This window comes from Enterobacter sp. N18-03635 (assembly GCF_004006055.1).
Taxonomy (GTDB): Bacteria; Pseudomonadota; Gammaproteobacteria; order Enterobacterales; family Enterobacteriaceae; genus Enterobacter; species Enterobacter vonholyi.
Genome location: NZ_CP034769.1, coordinates 200,437 through 216,491, shown reverse-complemented (window position 1 = coordinate 216,491; position 16,055 = coordinate 200,437). Strand labels below are relative to the sequence as shown.

Here is a 16,055-nt window from a genome sequence, read left to right as displayed (position 1 = left end):
CCGGTTTTTTTCGTTATGCGTGTGGCTTTTCGCCATTTTCATCCTGATCGACCGCAAAGCAGGCAACCAGCTGGCCGCCATAATCCTTCAGCTGCGGCTGGAGCTGGGTGCACGGGCCAAAGCGGCGGCTGCAGCGGGCGTTGAATGCACATCCCGGAGGCGGATTCAGCGGACTTGGCAGTTCACCCGTCAGCTTAATACGCTCACGACGATCGTCCGGGTTCAGACGCGGTGTCGCAGACAGCAGCGCCTGGGTATACGGGTGACGAGGATTATTAAAGATCTGGTCTTTGGTCCCCTTCTCCACGCAGCGCCCCAGGTACATCACCATCACTTCATCAGCAATGTGCTCCACTACCGACAGGTCATGGGAGATGAACACGTAAGACAGCCCCAGCTCCTGCTGCAGATCCATCATCAGGTTCAGCACCTGCGCACGTACGGATACGTCGAGCGCGGAGACCGGCTCATCGGCAATCACCACGTCCGGATCGAGCATCAGCCCGCGCGCGATAGCAATACGCTGACGCTGGCCACCGGAGAACATGTGCGGATAGCGATCGTAATGCTCGGTTTTGAGGCCGACCTTCGCCATCATCGCCAGCGCTTTTTCACGGCGCTGCTCTTTGCTCAGATTACTGTTGATCAGCAGCGGCTCTTCCAGAATCTGTCCCACTTTTTTACGCGGGTTCAGCGAACCATACGGGTTCTGGAACACAATCTGGATTTTCTGGCGACGCAGCTTCTGCGCCTGCGGATCGTGCTTGAGTAGATCTTGCCCCTGATAATAGAGCTCACCGCCGGTCGGCACTTCAATCATCGTCAGCAGACGGCCCAGCGTGGATTTCCCGCAGCCTGACTCTCCCACCACCGCCAGCGTTTTACCGCGTTCGAGGTTAAAGGAGACGCCGTCCAGCGCTTTTACCAGGCGTTCAGGGGCAAACAGTCCCTTCTTCACCGGGTAGTATTTTTTCAGGTCGATGGCCTGCAACAGCGGCTGTTGCGTGGTGGCCTGTTGCGTACTCATAGTGTTGGCCTCCCGGCATCATCGAGTGGGTAGTGGCATTTCGACTGACGACCATCAGCCAGCTGGTTCAGTTCTGGCTCCTCCGCCCGGCATTTGTCCGTCGCATATGGACAGCGCGGATTGAGCAGACAGCCCTGCGGACGGTCATATTTACCCGGCACCACACCCGGCAGCGACGCCAGACGCGCTTTGTCCTGAGCAAACTCCGGCAGCGCGCGTAAAAGCGCCTGGGTATACGGGTGACGCGGCGCGCGGAAGATATCGTGAGAATTTCCGGTCTCAACCACCTGGCCCGCATACATCACGATGATTTTGTGCGCGGCTTCGGCCACCAGCGCCAGATCGTGCGTAATCAGCACCAGCGCCATATTCTCTTTCTGCTGCAGCTCCAGCAGCAGTTCGATGATTTGTGCCTGAATAGTCACATCCAGCGCCGTCGTCGGTTCATCCGCAATCAGCAGCTTTGGCCGACAGGCAATCGCCATCGCGATCATCACGCGCTGGCTCATCCCACCGGAGAGCTGATGCGGGTAAACGTCCAGGCGCGATGCCGGGTCAGGAATACCTACCTGGTTCAGCAGATCGATCGCGCGCTGGCGACGGGTTTTCTTATTCCCACCCTGATGCACCTTAATCGCTTCCATAATCTGGAAACCAACGGTGTAGCAGGGGTTAAGGCTGGTCATGGGATCCTGGAAAATCATCGCCACTTCGGCGCCCACCAGCTGGCGGCGCTGTTTTTCAGAAATGCGCTTCAGATCCTGACCGTTGAACTGTAGGTTTTCCGCCATCACGCGGCCCGGGTAATCAATCAGCCCCATGATCGCCAGTGAACTCACCGACTTACCGGAACCGGATTCCCCGACAATGCCTACCACTTCGCCCTGATTTACGCTGTAGCTGATGCGGTCCACGGCGCGAAACGGGGTGCCTTCGTCGCCGAAGTGCACCGATAATTTATCTACATTTAATAACGCCATCTCGTGCCTCTTACTGCTTCAGTTTGGGATCAAGCGCATCACGCAGGCCATCACCCATCAGGTTAAATGCCAGCACCGTCAGCAGGATTGCCAGACCCGGGAAGGTGACAACCCACCAGGCGCTTTGTGCGAACTGCAACACGTCGGAGAGCATGGTGCCCCACTCCGGTGTTGGCGGCTGCGCACCCATGCCCAGGAAGCCAAGAGCGGCCATATCAAGAATGGCGTTAGAGAAACCGAGCGACGCCTGAACGATCAGCGGCGCAAGGCAGTTAGGGAAGATATTCACGAACATCTGGCGCATCGCACCGGCACCCGCCACACGAGAGGCGGTAACGTAATCGCGGTTCACTTCCACCAGCACCGCCGCACGGGTTAAACGCACGTAGTGAGGAAGCGCGACGAACGTCAGCGCCAGGGCGGCGTTACCGATCGACGGACCGAAGATCGCCACCAGCACCAGGGCCAGCAGCAGGCTTGGCAGCGCCAGCATGATGTCGACGATACGCATGATGATGTTATCAACGATGCCGCCGAAGTAACCGGCAACCAGGCCGAGCACGATCCCCATAATCAGGGAGAGCACCACCACCAGGCAGCCGACCAGCAGCGACAGGCGCGCGCCGTACATCAGACGCGACAGCACGTCGCGGCCCACGTCATCGGTACCCAGCAGGTGAGCCAGGCTACCGCCATCCTGCCACGCAGGTGGCGCGAGCAGCGCATCGCGGAACTGGTCCGCCGGATTATACGGTGCGAGGAAGTTCGCAAACACCGCAATCAGGATCATGATTGCGACATACACCAGCCCTACCACCGCGCCTTTATTGCGCTTGAAGTAGTGCCAGAATTCCTGCAGCGGCGTCATAGGAACCGGTGCAGCGACCACTTTATTTTGAGTGACTTGTGACATGATGGTCCCTTACTTCTTATGACGAATACGCGGGTTCACCACGCCGTACAGCAAATCGACCAGCAGGTTGACGAGGATAATCATCGTCGCGACCAGCAGTACACCGCCCTGCACAACCGGATAGTCACGGCGTTGCAGCGCGTCAATCAGCCAGCGTCCAAGACCCGGCCAGGAGAAGATGGTTTCGGTCAGAATCGCCCCCGCCAGCAACGTCCCCACCTGGAGACCGATAACGGTCACCACCGGCAGCATGGCATTACGCAGCGCGTGAACAATGATGACGCGCATACGCGTCAGGCCCTTGGCGCGCGCGGTGCGGATATAATCCTCACCCAGCACTTCCAGCATCGATGAACGGGTCATACGCACGATCACCGCCAGAGGAATGGTGCCCAGCACCATCGCAGGCAGGATCATGTGCGCGACGGCATCCATGAAGTTGCCCTCTTCTCCCCAGATAGCCGTATCAATCAGCATAAAGCCGGTGAGCGGGTTGGTATCATCCAGGAAGACCATATCGCTAACGCGCCCGGAGACCGGGGTCAGGTTAAGCTGCACCGAGACCAGCATGATCAGCATCATGCCCCACCAGAAGATAGGCATGGAGTAGCCGGTCAGCGCCAGGCCCACGGCGGTATGGTCAAAAATAGAGCCACGCTTAACGGCTGCCAGCACCCCAACCGGGATACCTACCGCAGTGGCGAAAATCATGGCGCAGACGCCAAGCTCCAGCGTCGCTTTAAAACGCGGCACGAACTCGTCCCACACCGGAAGACGGCTTTTCAGCGAAATCCCTAAATCACCGTGCAGCACGCCCCAGATATAGTGGAGATACTGCTGCCACATCGGCTTATCGAGACCGAGTTCAGCCAGCAGCTGTGCATGGCGCTCAGGGGAAATACCACGCTCGCCCGCCATAATCATTACCGGGTCGCCGGGGATCATATGGACGAAGGCAAAAGTGAGAAGGGTGATACCGATAAACGTGGGGATAACAAGTCCCAGACGTCGGAGGATGAACTGCAACATAACCCGGATTCTCTCTGATGACGCACGACCAGTGGCGTGACGTCTGTATTGCTCACAAATGTAAATTTCTTCTCCCTTGAGAGAAGATGAGGGTGAGGGGATGCATGCACGCCCCTCACCCCTGCCCTCTCCCGGAGGGAGAGGGAAAACACCCTACTTATTATTCAACAGATACGTTCTCGAAGTGGTGTTTGCCCAGTGGATCAACCACGTAGCCCTTCACTTCTTTACGCACTGGCTCGTACACGGTGGAGTGAGCAACAATCAGCGCCGGAGCCTGATCGTGCATAACAACCTGAGCCTGCTTGTACAGTTCAATACGTTTGTTGTGATCGTCGGTCGCACGCGCCGGCTGGATCAGGTCTTCAAACGGCTTGTAGCACCAGCGAGAGTAGTTAGAACCGTCTTTCGCCGCCGCGCAGCTGAACAGGGTAGCGAAGAAGTTGTCCGGATCCCCGTTATCACCGGTCCAGCCCATCATTACCGCCTGGTGCTCACCCGCTTTAGCGCGCTTCAGGTACTCGCCCCACTCGTAGGTCACAATCTTGGCCTGAACGCCAATCTTAGCCCAGTCAGCCTGAACCATTTCTGCCATGCGGCGTGCGTTCGGGTTGTACGGACGCTGTACCGGCATCGCCCACAGCTCGACGGTGAAGCCTTTATCCTGGCCCGCTTCTTTCAGCAGCGCTTTCGCTTTCTCAGGATCGTAGCTGTAGTCTTTAACGTCGTCGTTATAGCCCCACATGGTTGGTGGGATCAGGTTTTTGGCTGCAACGCCAGCGCCCTGGTAAACCGCCTTGATGATCGCTTCTTTGTTCACCGCGTAGGTCAGCGCCTGACGCACTTTCACGTCATCAAACGGTTTCTTCTCGGTGTTGAAGGAGAGATAGCCCACGTTCAGGCCAGCCTGCTCCAGCAGGTTGATGTTCTTGTCCTGCTTCATGCGGGCAATGTCAGCCGGGTTCGGGTATGGCATAACCTGGCATTCGTTTTTCTGCAGTTTTGCATAACGCACTGATGCATCAGGCGTAATGGAGAAGACCAGACGGTCGATCTGCGGCTTGGTGCCCCAGTAGCCTTCGAACGCTTTGTACAGAATGCGGGAGTCTTTCTGGTACTGCAGCAGCTGGAATGGACCGGTACCGATTGGGTTCAGGTCGACTTTTTCCGGCGTACCGGCTTTCAGCATGTTGTCCGCATACTCTTTGGACAGAATTGAAGCAAAGTCCATAGCCAGGTCAGCCAGGAATGGCGCTTCCGGACGCGTCAGCACGAACTGAACGGTATTGTCGTCCACTTTTTTCACTTCAGAAATCAGATCCGGCAGGCCCATCCCTTCGAAGTATTCATAGCTGCCGCCAGACACTTTGTGGTACGGGTTCTGCGCGTTTTTCTGACGATCGAAGGAGAATACAACGTCGTCGGCGTTAAAGTCGCGCGTTGGTTTGAATTCTTTGCTGTCCTGCCACTTCACGCCTTTGCGCAGGTGGAAGGTATAGGTTTTGCCGTCTTCGCTGACGTCCCACTTCTCTGCCAGCCCCGGAATCACTTCCGTGGTACCGGTTTTAAATTCAACCAGACGGTTATAGATCGGTACAGAGCTTGCGTCGTAAGTCGTACCAGAGGTAAAGAGCTGTGGGTTAAAGCCTTCCGGCGAGCCTTCAGAACAGTAAACCAGGGTTTTTGCCTGTACGCTTGCTGCCACGGTCATAGCCACCAGGCTCAGACCAAGCTTCAGCATCCCTGACTTCTTCAAGGAAATACTCATTATTCTGCTCCAATGTGATGTTTTGCTTTGTTGTGTTACGCCGCCAGACCTTTATTTATTTTTTACCCGGTCCGGTCGGTGATGCCCGAAGGCTTTAAAGGGATGGAGAATCCTTTCAGAAGAGCGTTTGAGTTGCAGCGCAGATCGTCCCTGAAATGCCCCTCATGCCCTACAATCTGTCAACAGAATGTGAAAACGTCAATACAGGTGACGGGGATTTACGCTGAGTGTGAGAAACCGCAAACAAAGATTAAAAAAACTATGTATGCCAGTTTTCAGCAGGGAAATTTATGCTACTCGCTATCCTGCAGCACAAGTCTCTTCATATTTCGCAACAATCAGTGATTAACTTTTATTCAGAATGGGTAAATTTTCTTGCAGAATGGTGATTATCTGAGCACTAAATTCCATGAACGCTAAAACGCACAGCGAAAAATGCTGAGGTTATCCATAAGCAACGCGAAAAAAGATCAATCTATATATAAAAAAATACAATGGATTATGTCACAAAATCGTTAACAGGCAGGAAGAAGCGGACCTAAGGGGCGTTTTGGATACTCTGACGGGATAAGGTCATAATGCAAAAAGGGCTAACCTTGCGGTTAGCCCTTTTCAGAATGTGGTCGGCGAGAGAGGATTCGAACCTCCGACCCACTGGTCCCAAACCAGTTGCGCTACCAAGCTGCGCTACTCGCCGAATGCGGAGCGCATCTTACTGCTGAGGTGCGCCCCCGTCAATCCCTTATTTTCAAAAAGCCATTCAAATGGCGATATTCTCGCCAGAGCAGCTACTGCGCGGTTTTTACGCTGTTAGCAGGGAGTTTACACCAGTTGTTGTTTTCGTTAATCCCACCGTTCGGTGAGGTATAGCCGAGACAACCCATAATGGTGTCGTACAGCTCAACGTGACGACGCGGCACCTTCATCTCCGCTTCTTTCTTCAGCTGAGCAAACATCTTCGCCTTCTCCGGGTTTTCCAGGTACTTATCCGACATCCACATGATCATCGGCACACGGAACTGTTCAGGCGGTGCCAGCTTGCGCGGCGTACCGTGCAGATGCTCTTTCTCGTTGATGGATTCACCGTGGTCTGCCGCATAAATCACAATCGCTTTCTTATCGCGCAGCTGATCGATCACCCGACTCAGGAAGGTATCCACGTACAGCACTGAGTTGTCGTAGGCGTTGATCAACTCCTGCTTGCTGCAGTCTTTATTAATGCCCACGCACTCAGGCTGCCACTTCGCGAAATCACGCGTGTATCGCTGGTAATAGCTGTAATGCGACCCTTTGGTATGCAGAATAACCAGATGCTTACCCTGCGGATGGTTCTTGAGGGACTGCGACATCTCTTCCAGCAGCAGCATGTCGTCGACGTTTTTACCGCGGTTACGCGGTTCGGCGCCAATCTGCTCACGGTAAGCGATGTTATCTGCCAGCGTGTTGGTGTAGAACCACATCTCACTTTGCATGGCGAACAGGTCTGAGCTAAATCCAAGCTGCTTCAGCACGGCAAAAACGTTTTGCTCTTTCAGCGTGCGCTGCGGGTTATCGCTTGCACCGCCTTCGCGAACAAACATACAGCGCAGCGAAAGCTTGGTCGCGGTATCGCAGGAGTAACCCCGGTAAGCCACCAGGTTCTTCTCCTGCGCCAGCTTTGGCGTGGTATCCCGGTTATAGCCGAGAATGCCCATATGATCCCAGCGCGTCGTTTCACCAATGACAAAAACGACGTACGTATCATCAAGCCCGTCGGCTGGCGGCTGGTAGGTGAATTTTTTCAGTGGATTGATCAGCGACTTAACATCACCGGATTCATCCGCCTGCGCCCAGGCATACAGACCTAACGCTGACAGCCAGTTAGACGGCAAATAGGAGTTTGCCACCACGCCGCCATAGCTTGGCATATCCACGCCCGTCGCTTTTTCAACGCGTTTTTGCTGCGTTTCCATCAGGCGGATAGGCGCCCATACCAGCAGACCGGCCAGCAGGACGACGACGATATTGCGGATCCGCTGTCCACGCGTGCGCAGCTGGCGTAACAGCGTATAGCGGCACGTATTGTTCCAGATAAAGAACAGCGGGATCAGACAGGTTAAAACCGTCCAGACGATGAAGCCTTTCCCTACCACCTCTTTCGAGAGATCGATATCCGTGGTCATCACCGAGGCAACGATACCGTACCCAATGACCACGTTCATAAAGGTCATGTAATAGCTTGCGGCGGCAGAAATAATCACCACCAGCGAGGCCAAAATTTGCCAGGTACGTCGGCCAAAAAGGGACAGCAGGCGTAAGAGGAAGAATGTAGCGAGGACGGAGCCGAACACTTCAATTGCGGCAAAAATACAATTACTTACGGTAAGGTTTTCGAAATAACCTTCCACTCTTCTGAACAGTACCGCGCCATTCAGAAATAATCCGATATAGACAGCCAGCATCAGACACAATCTTTGCTGGGTAAGAGACCTAATGTATTTCATGCAAACAACCCTGGGGGAAGGGGTATAAAGACCCGTCGAATCTCAAAGAGAAAGCGGACAGAGTAAGTAAATGCGTAAGGAAGCGTTATGAGAAACGTCTACAAGCGCGGTAAGTAGACCACAGCGGGAGAGAAAAGTGGCAGCAGAGAGTGTGATCGGTGTAAATTTTTACAAAATATCGAGACGGGAAGCGTCTCGCATAAAGACAAAAGAGGCCACAGAGGCCTCTTTCATACCGCTTACGCATGCACTTCTTTGAATACTTCGCGCTGCGGCTGGCGAATCGTGGTTGAGAGCGCCAGCGAGATAATCAGCAGGGCAAATATTACGCAGAAGGTCACGTAGAACCCGCCGAACAGGGAGGCAATCAGCGAGCCGCAGATACTGCCGATCCCGAAGCCCAGATAGATAACCCCATAGTTTTTCGCCAGATTGTTCAGGCCAAAGAACTCGCTCACCAGTGACGGGAAGACGGTAATGGTGCCGCCGAAGTTAAAGGCCACGCAGGCAATCGCCGCAAAGAAGGTAGCTTCATTCAGCGGAGCGAACAGCAGCGCCGCCATACCGACCAGCGAGACCACCTGCCCAATCGTAATCACGCGGATGCGGGCAATTTTGTCAGACAGAATACCGAGCACCAGACGACCGGAGAGGTTGGCAATGGAGATGACCGTCACCGCGTTCGCCGCCGTGGCCGCATCCAGCTTCACCATGCCCTGCGCGATATCCTTCGCCACGCCGATAACATACAGACCGCTCATGCAGGCAGTCAGGAACATTACCGCCAGCATCCAGTACTGTGGCTTACGCATGGACTGCGCGAGGGTGAAGTCGTTCTCCACCACGCCGTTCACGGATTTAACCTCCTGCTGCGGCGCATCGTTCATCAGCGTGGCGCCGAACAAAATCATCACCAGCACGATTGCGCCCCAGATCATAAAGGTTTTTTCGAGGCCGACGGACGCCAGCAAATGGGCATCGATAAATTTGAACCCGAGGCTGCCCAGGCCATAAGAGCCGATGGCAAACGCGGAGATTAAACCTTTACGCTCCGGGAACCACTTCACGCAGTTCGACAGGGTCAGCAGGTAACCTGCGCCATCGGCCAGACCCACCAGCACGCCGGCGCTCAGCCACAACATCATCAGGTTGCTGGAGTGCGCCGTCAGGAAAAAGCCCAGACCCAGCAGGATGCCGGACGCCATGGTCACGCGCTTCACGCCAAAACGCTCCTGCAGCTTACCCGCGACGGAAGATGAAATCGCCAGACCCAGGCTCAGCAAACCAAAGGAGAACGCGACCTGGCTGACCGGCGCGCCGAGTTTGTCGGAAAGCGCGCTGTTGAACAGGCTCCAGGTATAGACCGACCCCAATGCAAACTGAGTGACGATGGTGCCAAAGAGCGTGAGCCAGCGCGTGCGGTTATAGGTTGATGTGTTCATGGCAGTTGTCCTGCAAGAGAAATTAAGGAAGTTCGCTGAGGACAACGATAAACAAAACCTTAAAACACCTGGGGTAAAACGGCATGAAATGCAGGCGGAACGGAATGAAATGCCTGGAATCGGGAATGAATGACCTGGCACGGGAATAAAGCGATAGCATGTTAGTATCTGCTATCGCTGTAAAGCCCGTGGTTATTGTATTCGAGATGTTACCGTAACGTTTAAAAAAGTAACAACTCTAGAAATTTGCGCTGACGCCGAGTGTGTATAAAAACTCCTCACCGGTGGTGGTGTGCTCCCCCTGAGCCAGCGACGCATAGGCCGCCATACGCGTGTTAAAGGGAATATCCGTTCCCACGGTTACATCCATCCAGCTACCGTTTTGGGCAGGGGCTGGCGTTTGCGGCATGCCAAACTGCGATTTCCACTGGTTTTCACCAAACTGCTGGTTATAGCTAATCTGCGCCCACGGACGGAGATCGCCATACTGGGTATTCACGCGCCACCCCAGCGTGCTGACGCTGGCATGCCAGAGCGGGTCGGTGATTGCTTGCGTCGACGCGCTATCACCAAACTCGTTGATCATCATGGGAGTCGTGCCGTCGTACCGCCATGCCACCACCGGGCCGGTGGTGATGCGTGCTGAAACGGGAAAATTCCAGCCCACGCTCATTGCCCCCTCCGTCGTTCTGCCAGACGGTATATTCAGGGCCAGTCCCGGCGCGTTCTGCGAAGACTGAATACGCTCAGCCAGAATATCCTCATAACGCGGTTGGTGATCCGCGTCCCATGTATAGCGTTCCGCCGTATTATTCTGGGCGTCTGAAACGATATATTCCTGTTGCCAGGCAGACGCTGTATTACAAAAGAACAGGCAGGCTGAAATTCCCACCAGGCCAGAAGCAGCATGGCGACCACTGATTTTTTTTATCATCATCAACGCGACCCCAGAGAGAGCCGAATTCGGCGATATTTGTCGTTATTCAGGAAGAGCTTAGAGAGCATATGGCCCTGTATTAACTATTGTCTTTATAGTAAACACGTCAAGCCAGTCAGAACGAAATTTTGCGAAATCAGTATCAATAAGGGAGATGACGGATGGAACGTTGCGGTTGGGTAAGCCAGGATCAGCTTTATATCGACTATCACGATCGGGAATGGGGCGTGCCGGAAAGGGATGGCAAAAAGCTCTTCGAGATGATCTGCCTGGAGGGCCAGCAGGCGGGGTTATCATGGATTACGGTACTGAAAAAACGTGAAAATTACCGCAACGCTTTCCATCAGTTCGATCCTGTCGCCGTCGCTGCGATGACCGATGAGGACGTGGAGCGGCTGGTGCAGGACGCCGGCATCATCCGCCATCGCGGTAAGATCCAGGCCATCATCGGCAACGCACGCGCTTACCTGGCGATGGAGCAAAACGGCGAATCATTTTCAGATTTTGTCTGGACGTTTGTGAACAACAAACCGCAACTCACTCAGGCCGCCACGCTCGCGGAAATCCCGGCCTCCACCCCGGCCTCGGATGCGCTCTCGAAAGCACTGAAAAAACGCGGCTTTAAGTTTGTCGGCTCCACCATCTGCTACGCCTTTATGCAGGCCTGTGGCCTGGTCAATGACCACGTTACCGGCTGCTTCTGTCATCCGGGAGGCCATCATGATCCGCAAATGGCAAAATGAAAATACCGCGCCGCTTTTGAGCCTGTGGCTTGAAAGCACCACGGAAGCGCATCCGTTTATCGAGCCGGGTTACTGGAAAGAGAACGAGGCCATGGTGCGGGACGTTTACCTGCCGTCGGCGGAAACCTGGGTTTGGGAACAGGATGGCGAACCTTACGGATTTATCAGCGTGATGCAGTCTCAGTTTGTCGGCGCCCTGTTTGTGGCGCCGTCATGCATCGGGAAAGGCATCGGGCGCGCGCTGCTGAACCATGTTCAACAGCGCTTCCCGCACTTAACTCTGGAGGTGTACCAGAAAAATGTCCGGGCGGTGAATTTCTATCATGCTCATGGCTTTCGCATTGAAGACAGCGCCTGGCAGGATGATACTCAGCACCCGACATGGATCATGAGCTGGCAGGCGGATCAAACGCCGTTAAGGTAAGCTCGGGCCCCTCATATTTCTCGACCCAGGCCAGCGCCGTGTTCCCTGCGCAACCATTCCCCAGCTTCGAGCTGGGGAGATCTTTGGTCAGCACGTTAACCGCCCCGTTTTTACAGATACCGCCCTCGGCGGGCTCAAGGTCGGGCCATGCGCCCTGATGAATACAGATCACGCCCGGTTTAATTCCGTCGCTCACCACCGCCCCTGCCAGCACCTGCCCGCGCGAGTTCCAGACGCGCACCACGTCACCGTCGGCAATCCCGCGCGCTTTCGCATCATGGGTATTCAGCGTGATGGGCTCTCGCCCGGCGACCGCATACCGCTCGCGCAGGGACGTATAGTTAAGCTGGCTGTGCAGACGGTGCGCGGGATGCGCAGACAACACCTGTAGCTGTTCCGGCTGGGCGTTGCCGTGCCACTCATCCGGCTCGAGCCAGGTAGGGTGCGGCGGGCAGTCGGCATAGCCAAAGCTGGCGATGCGCTCGCTGTAAATCACGATCTTTCCGCTCTCTGTTTTCAGCGGGTGGTTCTCGGGGTCGCGACGGAAATCGGCAAAACGGACAAACTTCGCGTTCTGCTCGCTCTCCGGCATCTCGACAATCTGGTTCGCCTCCCAAAACTCAGCGAATGGCGGAAGCGTCACGCCCTGCGCTGCGCCGCGCTGTCCGGCAATCTGGTAGAAGGTCTCCAGCCATTGCAGATCGCTTTTCCCTTCGGTAAAACGCTCGCGGCCGCCCGTTTCCCACAGTTCGCTCAGTTCAGCAAACACATCAAAATCATCACGTGCTTCATCTCGCGGGGCCACTACGCGCTTCATCGAAACCATATGCTGGTTGCTGTAGTCACCGGTCATGGTGAGATCGTTACGCTCAAACGAGGTGGTCGCCGGCAGCACGATATCTGCATGCTTAGCCGAACCGGTCCAGAAGCACTCGGAAATCACCACCAGCTCCGGCTTTTGCCAGGCGCGGATCAGGCGGTTGGTATCCTGATGGTGCGTGAAGTTCGACCCGCCAGCCCACCAGACAAATTTAATGTCCGGGAAATGGCGGTCCAGACCGTTGTGCTGATAAAAACCACCGGGGTTTTCAAGGGCTTCAACAATACGCGCCACCGGGATTTTATCCACGGCATCCACGCCGCCCTGCACCGAGCCCTGCAGAGACGCCAGCACCGCCGCTTTACGCGTGGGGTTGCCGCCGTTAGCAAAGTGATAGGAGAGACCAAAACCACCGCCCGGCGTACCGATCTGCCCAAGCATCGCAGCAAGGGTCACCAGCATCCAGTGTTTTTGCTCGCCAAACTGCTGGCGCTGCATTCCCCAGCCGGACATTAACATCGTGGTATTTTTATGGAACAACGCCGCCAGTTCGCGGATTTTCTCCGCAGGAACGCCACAAATATTTGCCGCCCACTCTGCCGTTTTCGCAATCCCATCGGATTGACCCGTCAGGTAGTCGGCGAATTTATCGAAACCGGTGGTACAGCGCGTCAGGAATTCAACATCGTGCCAGCCGTTCTCCACCAGCGTATGGGCGATACCCAGCATCATTGCCACGTCGGTGCCCATATGCGGGGCAACCCACTCGGCGCTGTCGCCAAAGAAATCCATGGTTTCAGAACGCATCGGGTCAATGCAGATGATGCGCTTGCCGCTTTTGCGCAGCGCGTCGAAATACCCAATGCCCTGCTCGTCGCTGGCATTCCATGCAATTTTCAGCGTGTTAAGGGGGTTAGCGCTCCACAGCACGACCACATCGGTATGCTCCAGCACCAGCGGCCAGCTGGTCTGCTGCTGGTACACTTCGTTCCCGCCCACGACGTACGGCATGATCGCCTGCGCCGCGCCGGTGGAGTAATCCCCCAGATGACCGGTATAGCCTCCCGCCAGGCTCATGTAGCGCTGCAGCAGCGTCGAGGCTTTGTGCAGCACGCCGTTTGAACGCCAGCCGTAGGACCCGGCGAAAATGGACGACGGACCGTAGCTGTTGCGGATACGCTTGTGCTGGGCGTGGATCAGCGCCAGCGCGTCATCCCAGCTCACGCGAACAAACTCATCCTGACCGCGAATACCCTGCGGCTTGTCCGGCGAGGCCAGAAAACCTTTACGCACCATCGGCCAGCGCACGCGCGTTTTGCTGTGCACCTGATCGCGAACGACGGTCTGTAACGAGTTGGGATGTTGGGTTGGCAGTGCCCCGCGGGACGACAGAACATTTTCGCCATCGGTTTCGACCAGCATCGGACCCCAGTGGGCGGCGGTCAGAATGGTTTTCGTTGAGGTGCTCAAGCGTGCGCTCCTGGTTGCGTGCAGGTTTTACGGCCTTCTTTGCTGAGGCAGTTTATGGTTTGTCACAAATTTCAGAGTTATATCCGGAATTTTCTCCGTATCTGGACGTCATAATCAACTGCCACGCTCGCCGTGGCAAAGAATAAAAAGGATTAAGGAAAGAAGATGAAAAAACGCGTACTCGTTATTGCCGCTCTGGTGAGCGGTGCCCTGGCTGTTTCTGGCTGCACAACCAACCCTTACACCGGTGAACGCGAAGCGGGTAAATCCGGCATTGGCGCGGGTATCGGCTCGCTGGTCGGCGCAGGCGTTGGGGCGCTCTCCTCCTCGAAGAAAGACCGCGGCAAAGGCGCTCTGATTGGCGCAGCGGCGGGCGCGGCGCTGGGCGGCGGCGTTGGTTATTACATGGACGTGCAGGAAGCGAAGCTGCGCGACAAAATGAAGGGAACCGGCGTGAGCGTGACGCGCAGCGGCGATAACATCATCCTGAACATGCCGAACAACGTGACCTTCGACAGCAGCAGCGCAACGCTGAAACCAGCAGGTGCGAACACGCTCACCGGCGTGGCAATGGTGCTGAAAGAGTACAACAAGACTGCCGTGAACGTGATGGGCTATACCGATAGCACCGGCAGCCAGGAGCTGAACATGCGTCTGTCCCAGCAGCGCGCCGACGCCGTGGCCAGCTCGCTCATCACTCAGGGCGTTGAAGCAAACCGCATCCGCACCAGCGGCATGGGCCCTGCCAACCCTATCGCCAGCAACAGCACGGCGGAAGGCAAAGCGCAGAACCGCCGCGTTGAGATTACGTTGAGCCCGATTCAGTAATTGCATTTCCTCCTCTCCCAGTGGGAGAGGGTCGGGGTGAGGGCATCAAGCCGCACACCCCGGCATGAACCACTTGCCATCGTTGATTTTCCCGCTAAGGTATTCTCACTAAATTCAGGGAAATCAGCGATGAGCAAACCAGCCCGGGCCACCATCAGCGACGTGGCGAAAGCCGCCAAAACCGGTAAAACCAGTATTTCGCGCTACCTTAACGGTGAAAAACACCTGCTGTCCGATGCGTTGCTGGCGCGAATTGAACAGGCCATTGCCGATCTCGACTACCGTCCCAGCCTCATGGCGCGCGGGCTAAAACGCGGTCGCACCCGTCTTATCGGACTTATCATCGCCGATATCACTAATCCCTACTCCGTTAACGTGCTCAGCGGTATCGAAGCCGCCTGTCGCGAGAAGGGGTTCACGCCACTGGTCTGTAATACCAATAATGAAGTCGACCAGGAGCTGCACTATCTCGACCTGCTGCGCAGCTATCAGGTGGAAGGGATTGTGGTCAACGCGGTAGGCATGCGTGAAGAGGGGTTAAACCGCCTGCAGCAGTCCTCTCTGCCTATGGTCCTCATCGACCGTAAAATCCCTGAATTTGCCTGCGATGTCGTCGGGCTGGATAACACCCAGGCCGCCACGACCGCTACCGAACATCTCATTGAACAGGGCTTCGAGGCTATTCTGTTTCTGAGTGAACCGCTGGGGATGGTCAATACCCGTCGCGAGCGCCTGAGTGCATTTCGCGCCACGCTGGAGCGATATCCCGGCGTGATCGCCGAAAATGCCGAAACGCCGCTTCACGAAGCCGGGCAGCTCGACAACACCCTGCGTCAGTTCCACACGCGCCATCGCGGGATGCGCAAAGCCGTTATCTCGGCCAACGGGGCGCTGACGCTTCAGGTCGCCCGCTCGCTCAAGCGCATTGGCCTCCACTGGGGCAGCGACATCGGTCTGCTGGGGTTTGATGAACTGGAGTGGGCGGAACTGGCTGGCGTAGGCATTACCACCCTCAAGCAGCCCACCTGGCAAATTGGCTATGCTGCTGTTGAACAAGTGGTTCGTCGTATTGAAGGCACCAGCGATGCCGTTCGCGAGCAGGTCTTCTCCGGCGAGCTGATCGTTCGTGGCTCCACCGCGCGTTAAATTTCCCTTGTGATAGCGATCATAAATTCAACATCCTGACCTTTT

The 16,055-nt window shown here is 55.8% G+C and carries 13 protein-coding genes and 1 tRNA gene; 4 read left to right on the top strand and 10 right to left on the bottom strand.

Annotated features, from left to right (window positions below; genetic code table 11):
* Window positions 1-13 precede the first annotated feature (13 nt).
* The 9 genes from dppF to ELK40_RS01690 all read right to left on the bottom strand — a co-directional run bounded on the left by dppF (window position 14) and on the right by ELK40_RS01690 (window position 10,579).
* Window positions 14-1,027, bottom strand: a complete 1,014-nt coding sequence (gene dppF, locus ELK40_RS01730) for a dipeptide ABC transporter ATP-binding subunit DppF (protein WP_032644494.1) — start codon at window positions 1,025-1,027, stop codon at window positions 14-16.
* Complete coding sequence (gene dppD / locus ELK40_RS01725) at window positions 1,024-2,007, bottom strand: dipeptide ABC transporter ATP-binding protein (protein WP_008502772.1); 984 nt, start codon at window positions 2,005-2,007, stop codon at window positions 1,024-1,026. Before dppD ends, dppF begins: the two co-directional genes overlap by 4 nt.
* 10 nt (window positions 2,008-2,017) lie before the next feature.
* A complete protein-coding gene (gene dppC, locus ELK40_RS01720) occupies window positions 2,018-2,920 on the bottom strand; it encodes a dipeptide ABC transporter permease DppC (protein WP_111964354.1) in 903 nt (300 codons plus the stop codon).
* Window positions 2,921-2,929: 9 nt separating this feature from the next.
* Window positions 2,930-3,949 (bottom strand): dipeptide ABC transporter permease DppB, encoded by a 1,020-nt coding sequence (gene dppB, locus ELK40_RS01715; RefSeq protein ID WP_024909087.1) that lies wholly within the window; start codon window positions 3,947-3,949, stop codon window positions 2,930-2,932.
* 160 nt (window positions 3,950-4,109) lie between these two features.
* Entirely contained in the window at window positions 4,110-5,717 is a 1,608-nt protein-coding gene (gene dppA, locus ELK40_RS01710; protein ID WP_111964353.1) for a dipeptide ABC transporter periplasmic-binding protein DppA, read from the bottom strand.
* Between the two features lie 620 nt (window positions 5,718-6,337).
* Window positions 6,338-6,414, bottom strand: a tRNA-Pro gene (locus tag ELK40_RS01705).
* 91 nt (window positions 6,415-6,505) lie between these two features.
* On the bottom strand, window positions 6,506-8,200 hold the full coding sequence (gene eptB, locus ELK40_RS01700; RefSeq protein WP_127729194.1) for a kdo(2)-lipid A phosphoethanolamine 7''-transferase: 1,695 nt from the start codon (window positions 8,198-8,200) through the stop codon (window positions 6,506-6,508).
* Window positions 8,201-8,439: 239 nt separating this feature from the next.
* Window positions 8,440-9,642, bottom strand: a complete 1,203-nt coding sequence (locus ELK40_RS01695) for an MFS transporter (protein ID WP_127729192.1) — start codon at window positions 9,640-9,642, stop codon at window positions 8,440-8,442.
* Window positions 9,643-9,880: 238 nt separating this feature from the next.
* The gene (locus ELK40_RS01690; RefSeq protein WP_115876658.1) at window positions 9,881-10,579 is read right to left on the bottom strand and encodes an autotransporter domain-containing protein; all 699 of its coding nucleotides are present in this window, start codon (window positions 10,577-10,579) and stop codon (window positions 9,881-9,883) included.
* Window positions 10,580-10,740: 161 nt separating this feature from the next.
* Here ELK40_RS01690 and tag point away from each other — a divergent pair, with 161 nt between their 5' ends.
* Entirely contained in the window at window positions 10,741-11,322 is a 582-nt protein-coding gene (gene tag, locus ELK40_RS01685; RefSeq protein ID WP_111964349.1) for a DNA-3-methyladenine glycosylase I, read from the top strand.
* Entirely contained in the window at window positions 11,300-11,746 is a 447-nt protein-coding gene (locus ELK40_RS01680; RefSeq protein WP_115876660.1) for an N-acetyltransferase, read from the top strand. The genes tag and ELK40_RS01680 overlap by 23 nt, the downstream gene beginning before the upstream one ends.
* Here ELK40_RS01680 and ELK40_RS01675 read toward each other — a convergent pair.
* Complete coding sequence (locus ELK40_RS01675) at window positions 11,709-13,988, bottom strand: molybdopterin guanine dinucleotide-containing S/N-oxide reductase (protein ID WP_244599420.1); 2,280 nt, start codon at window positions 13,986-13,988, stop codon at window positions 11,709-11,711. The genes ELK40_RS01680 and ELK40_RS01675 overlap by 38 nt on opposite strands.
* Window positions 13,989-14,201: 213 nt before the next feature.
* On the opposite strand from ELK40_RS01675, the gene ELK40_RS01670 reads away from it, so the two are divergent.
* Window positions 14,202-14,864: an OmpA family lipoprotein gene (locus ELK40_RS01670; protein ID WP_032650803.1), complete on the top strand. Its 663-nt coding sequence runs from the start codon at window positions 14,202-14,204 to the stop codon at window positions 14,862-14,864.
* 129 nt (window positions 14,865-14,993) lie between these two features.
* Entirely contained in the window at window positions 14,994-16,010 is a 1,017-nt protein-coding gene (locus tag ELK40_RS01665) for a LacI family DNA-binding transcriptional regulator (protein WP_008502761.1), read from the top strand.
* Window positions 16,011-16,055 lie beyond the last annotated feature (45 nt).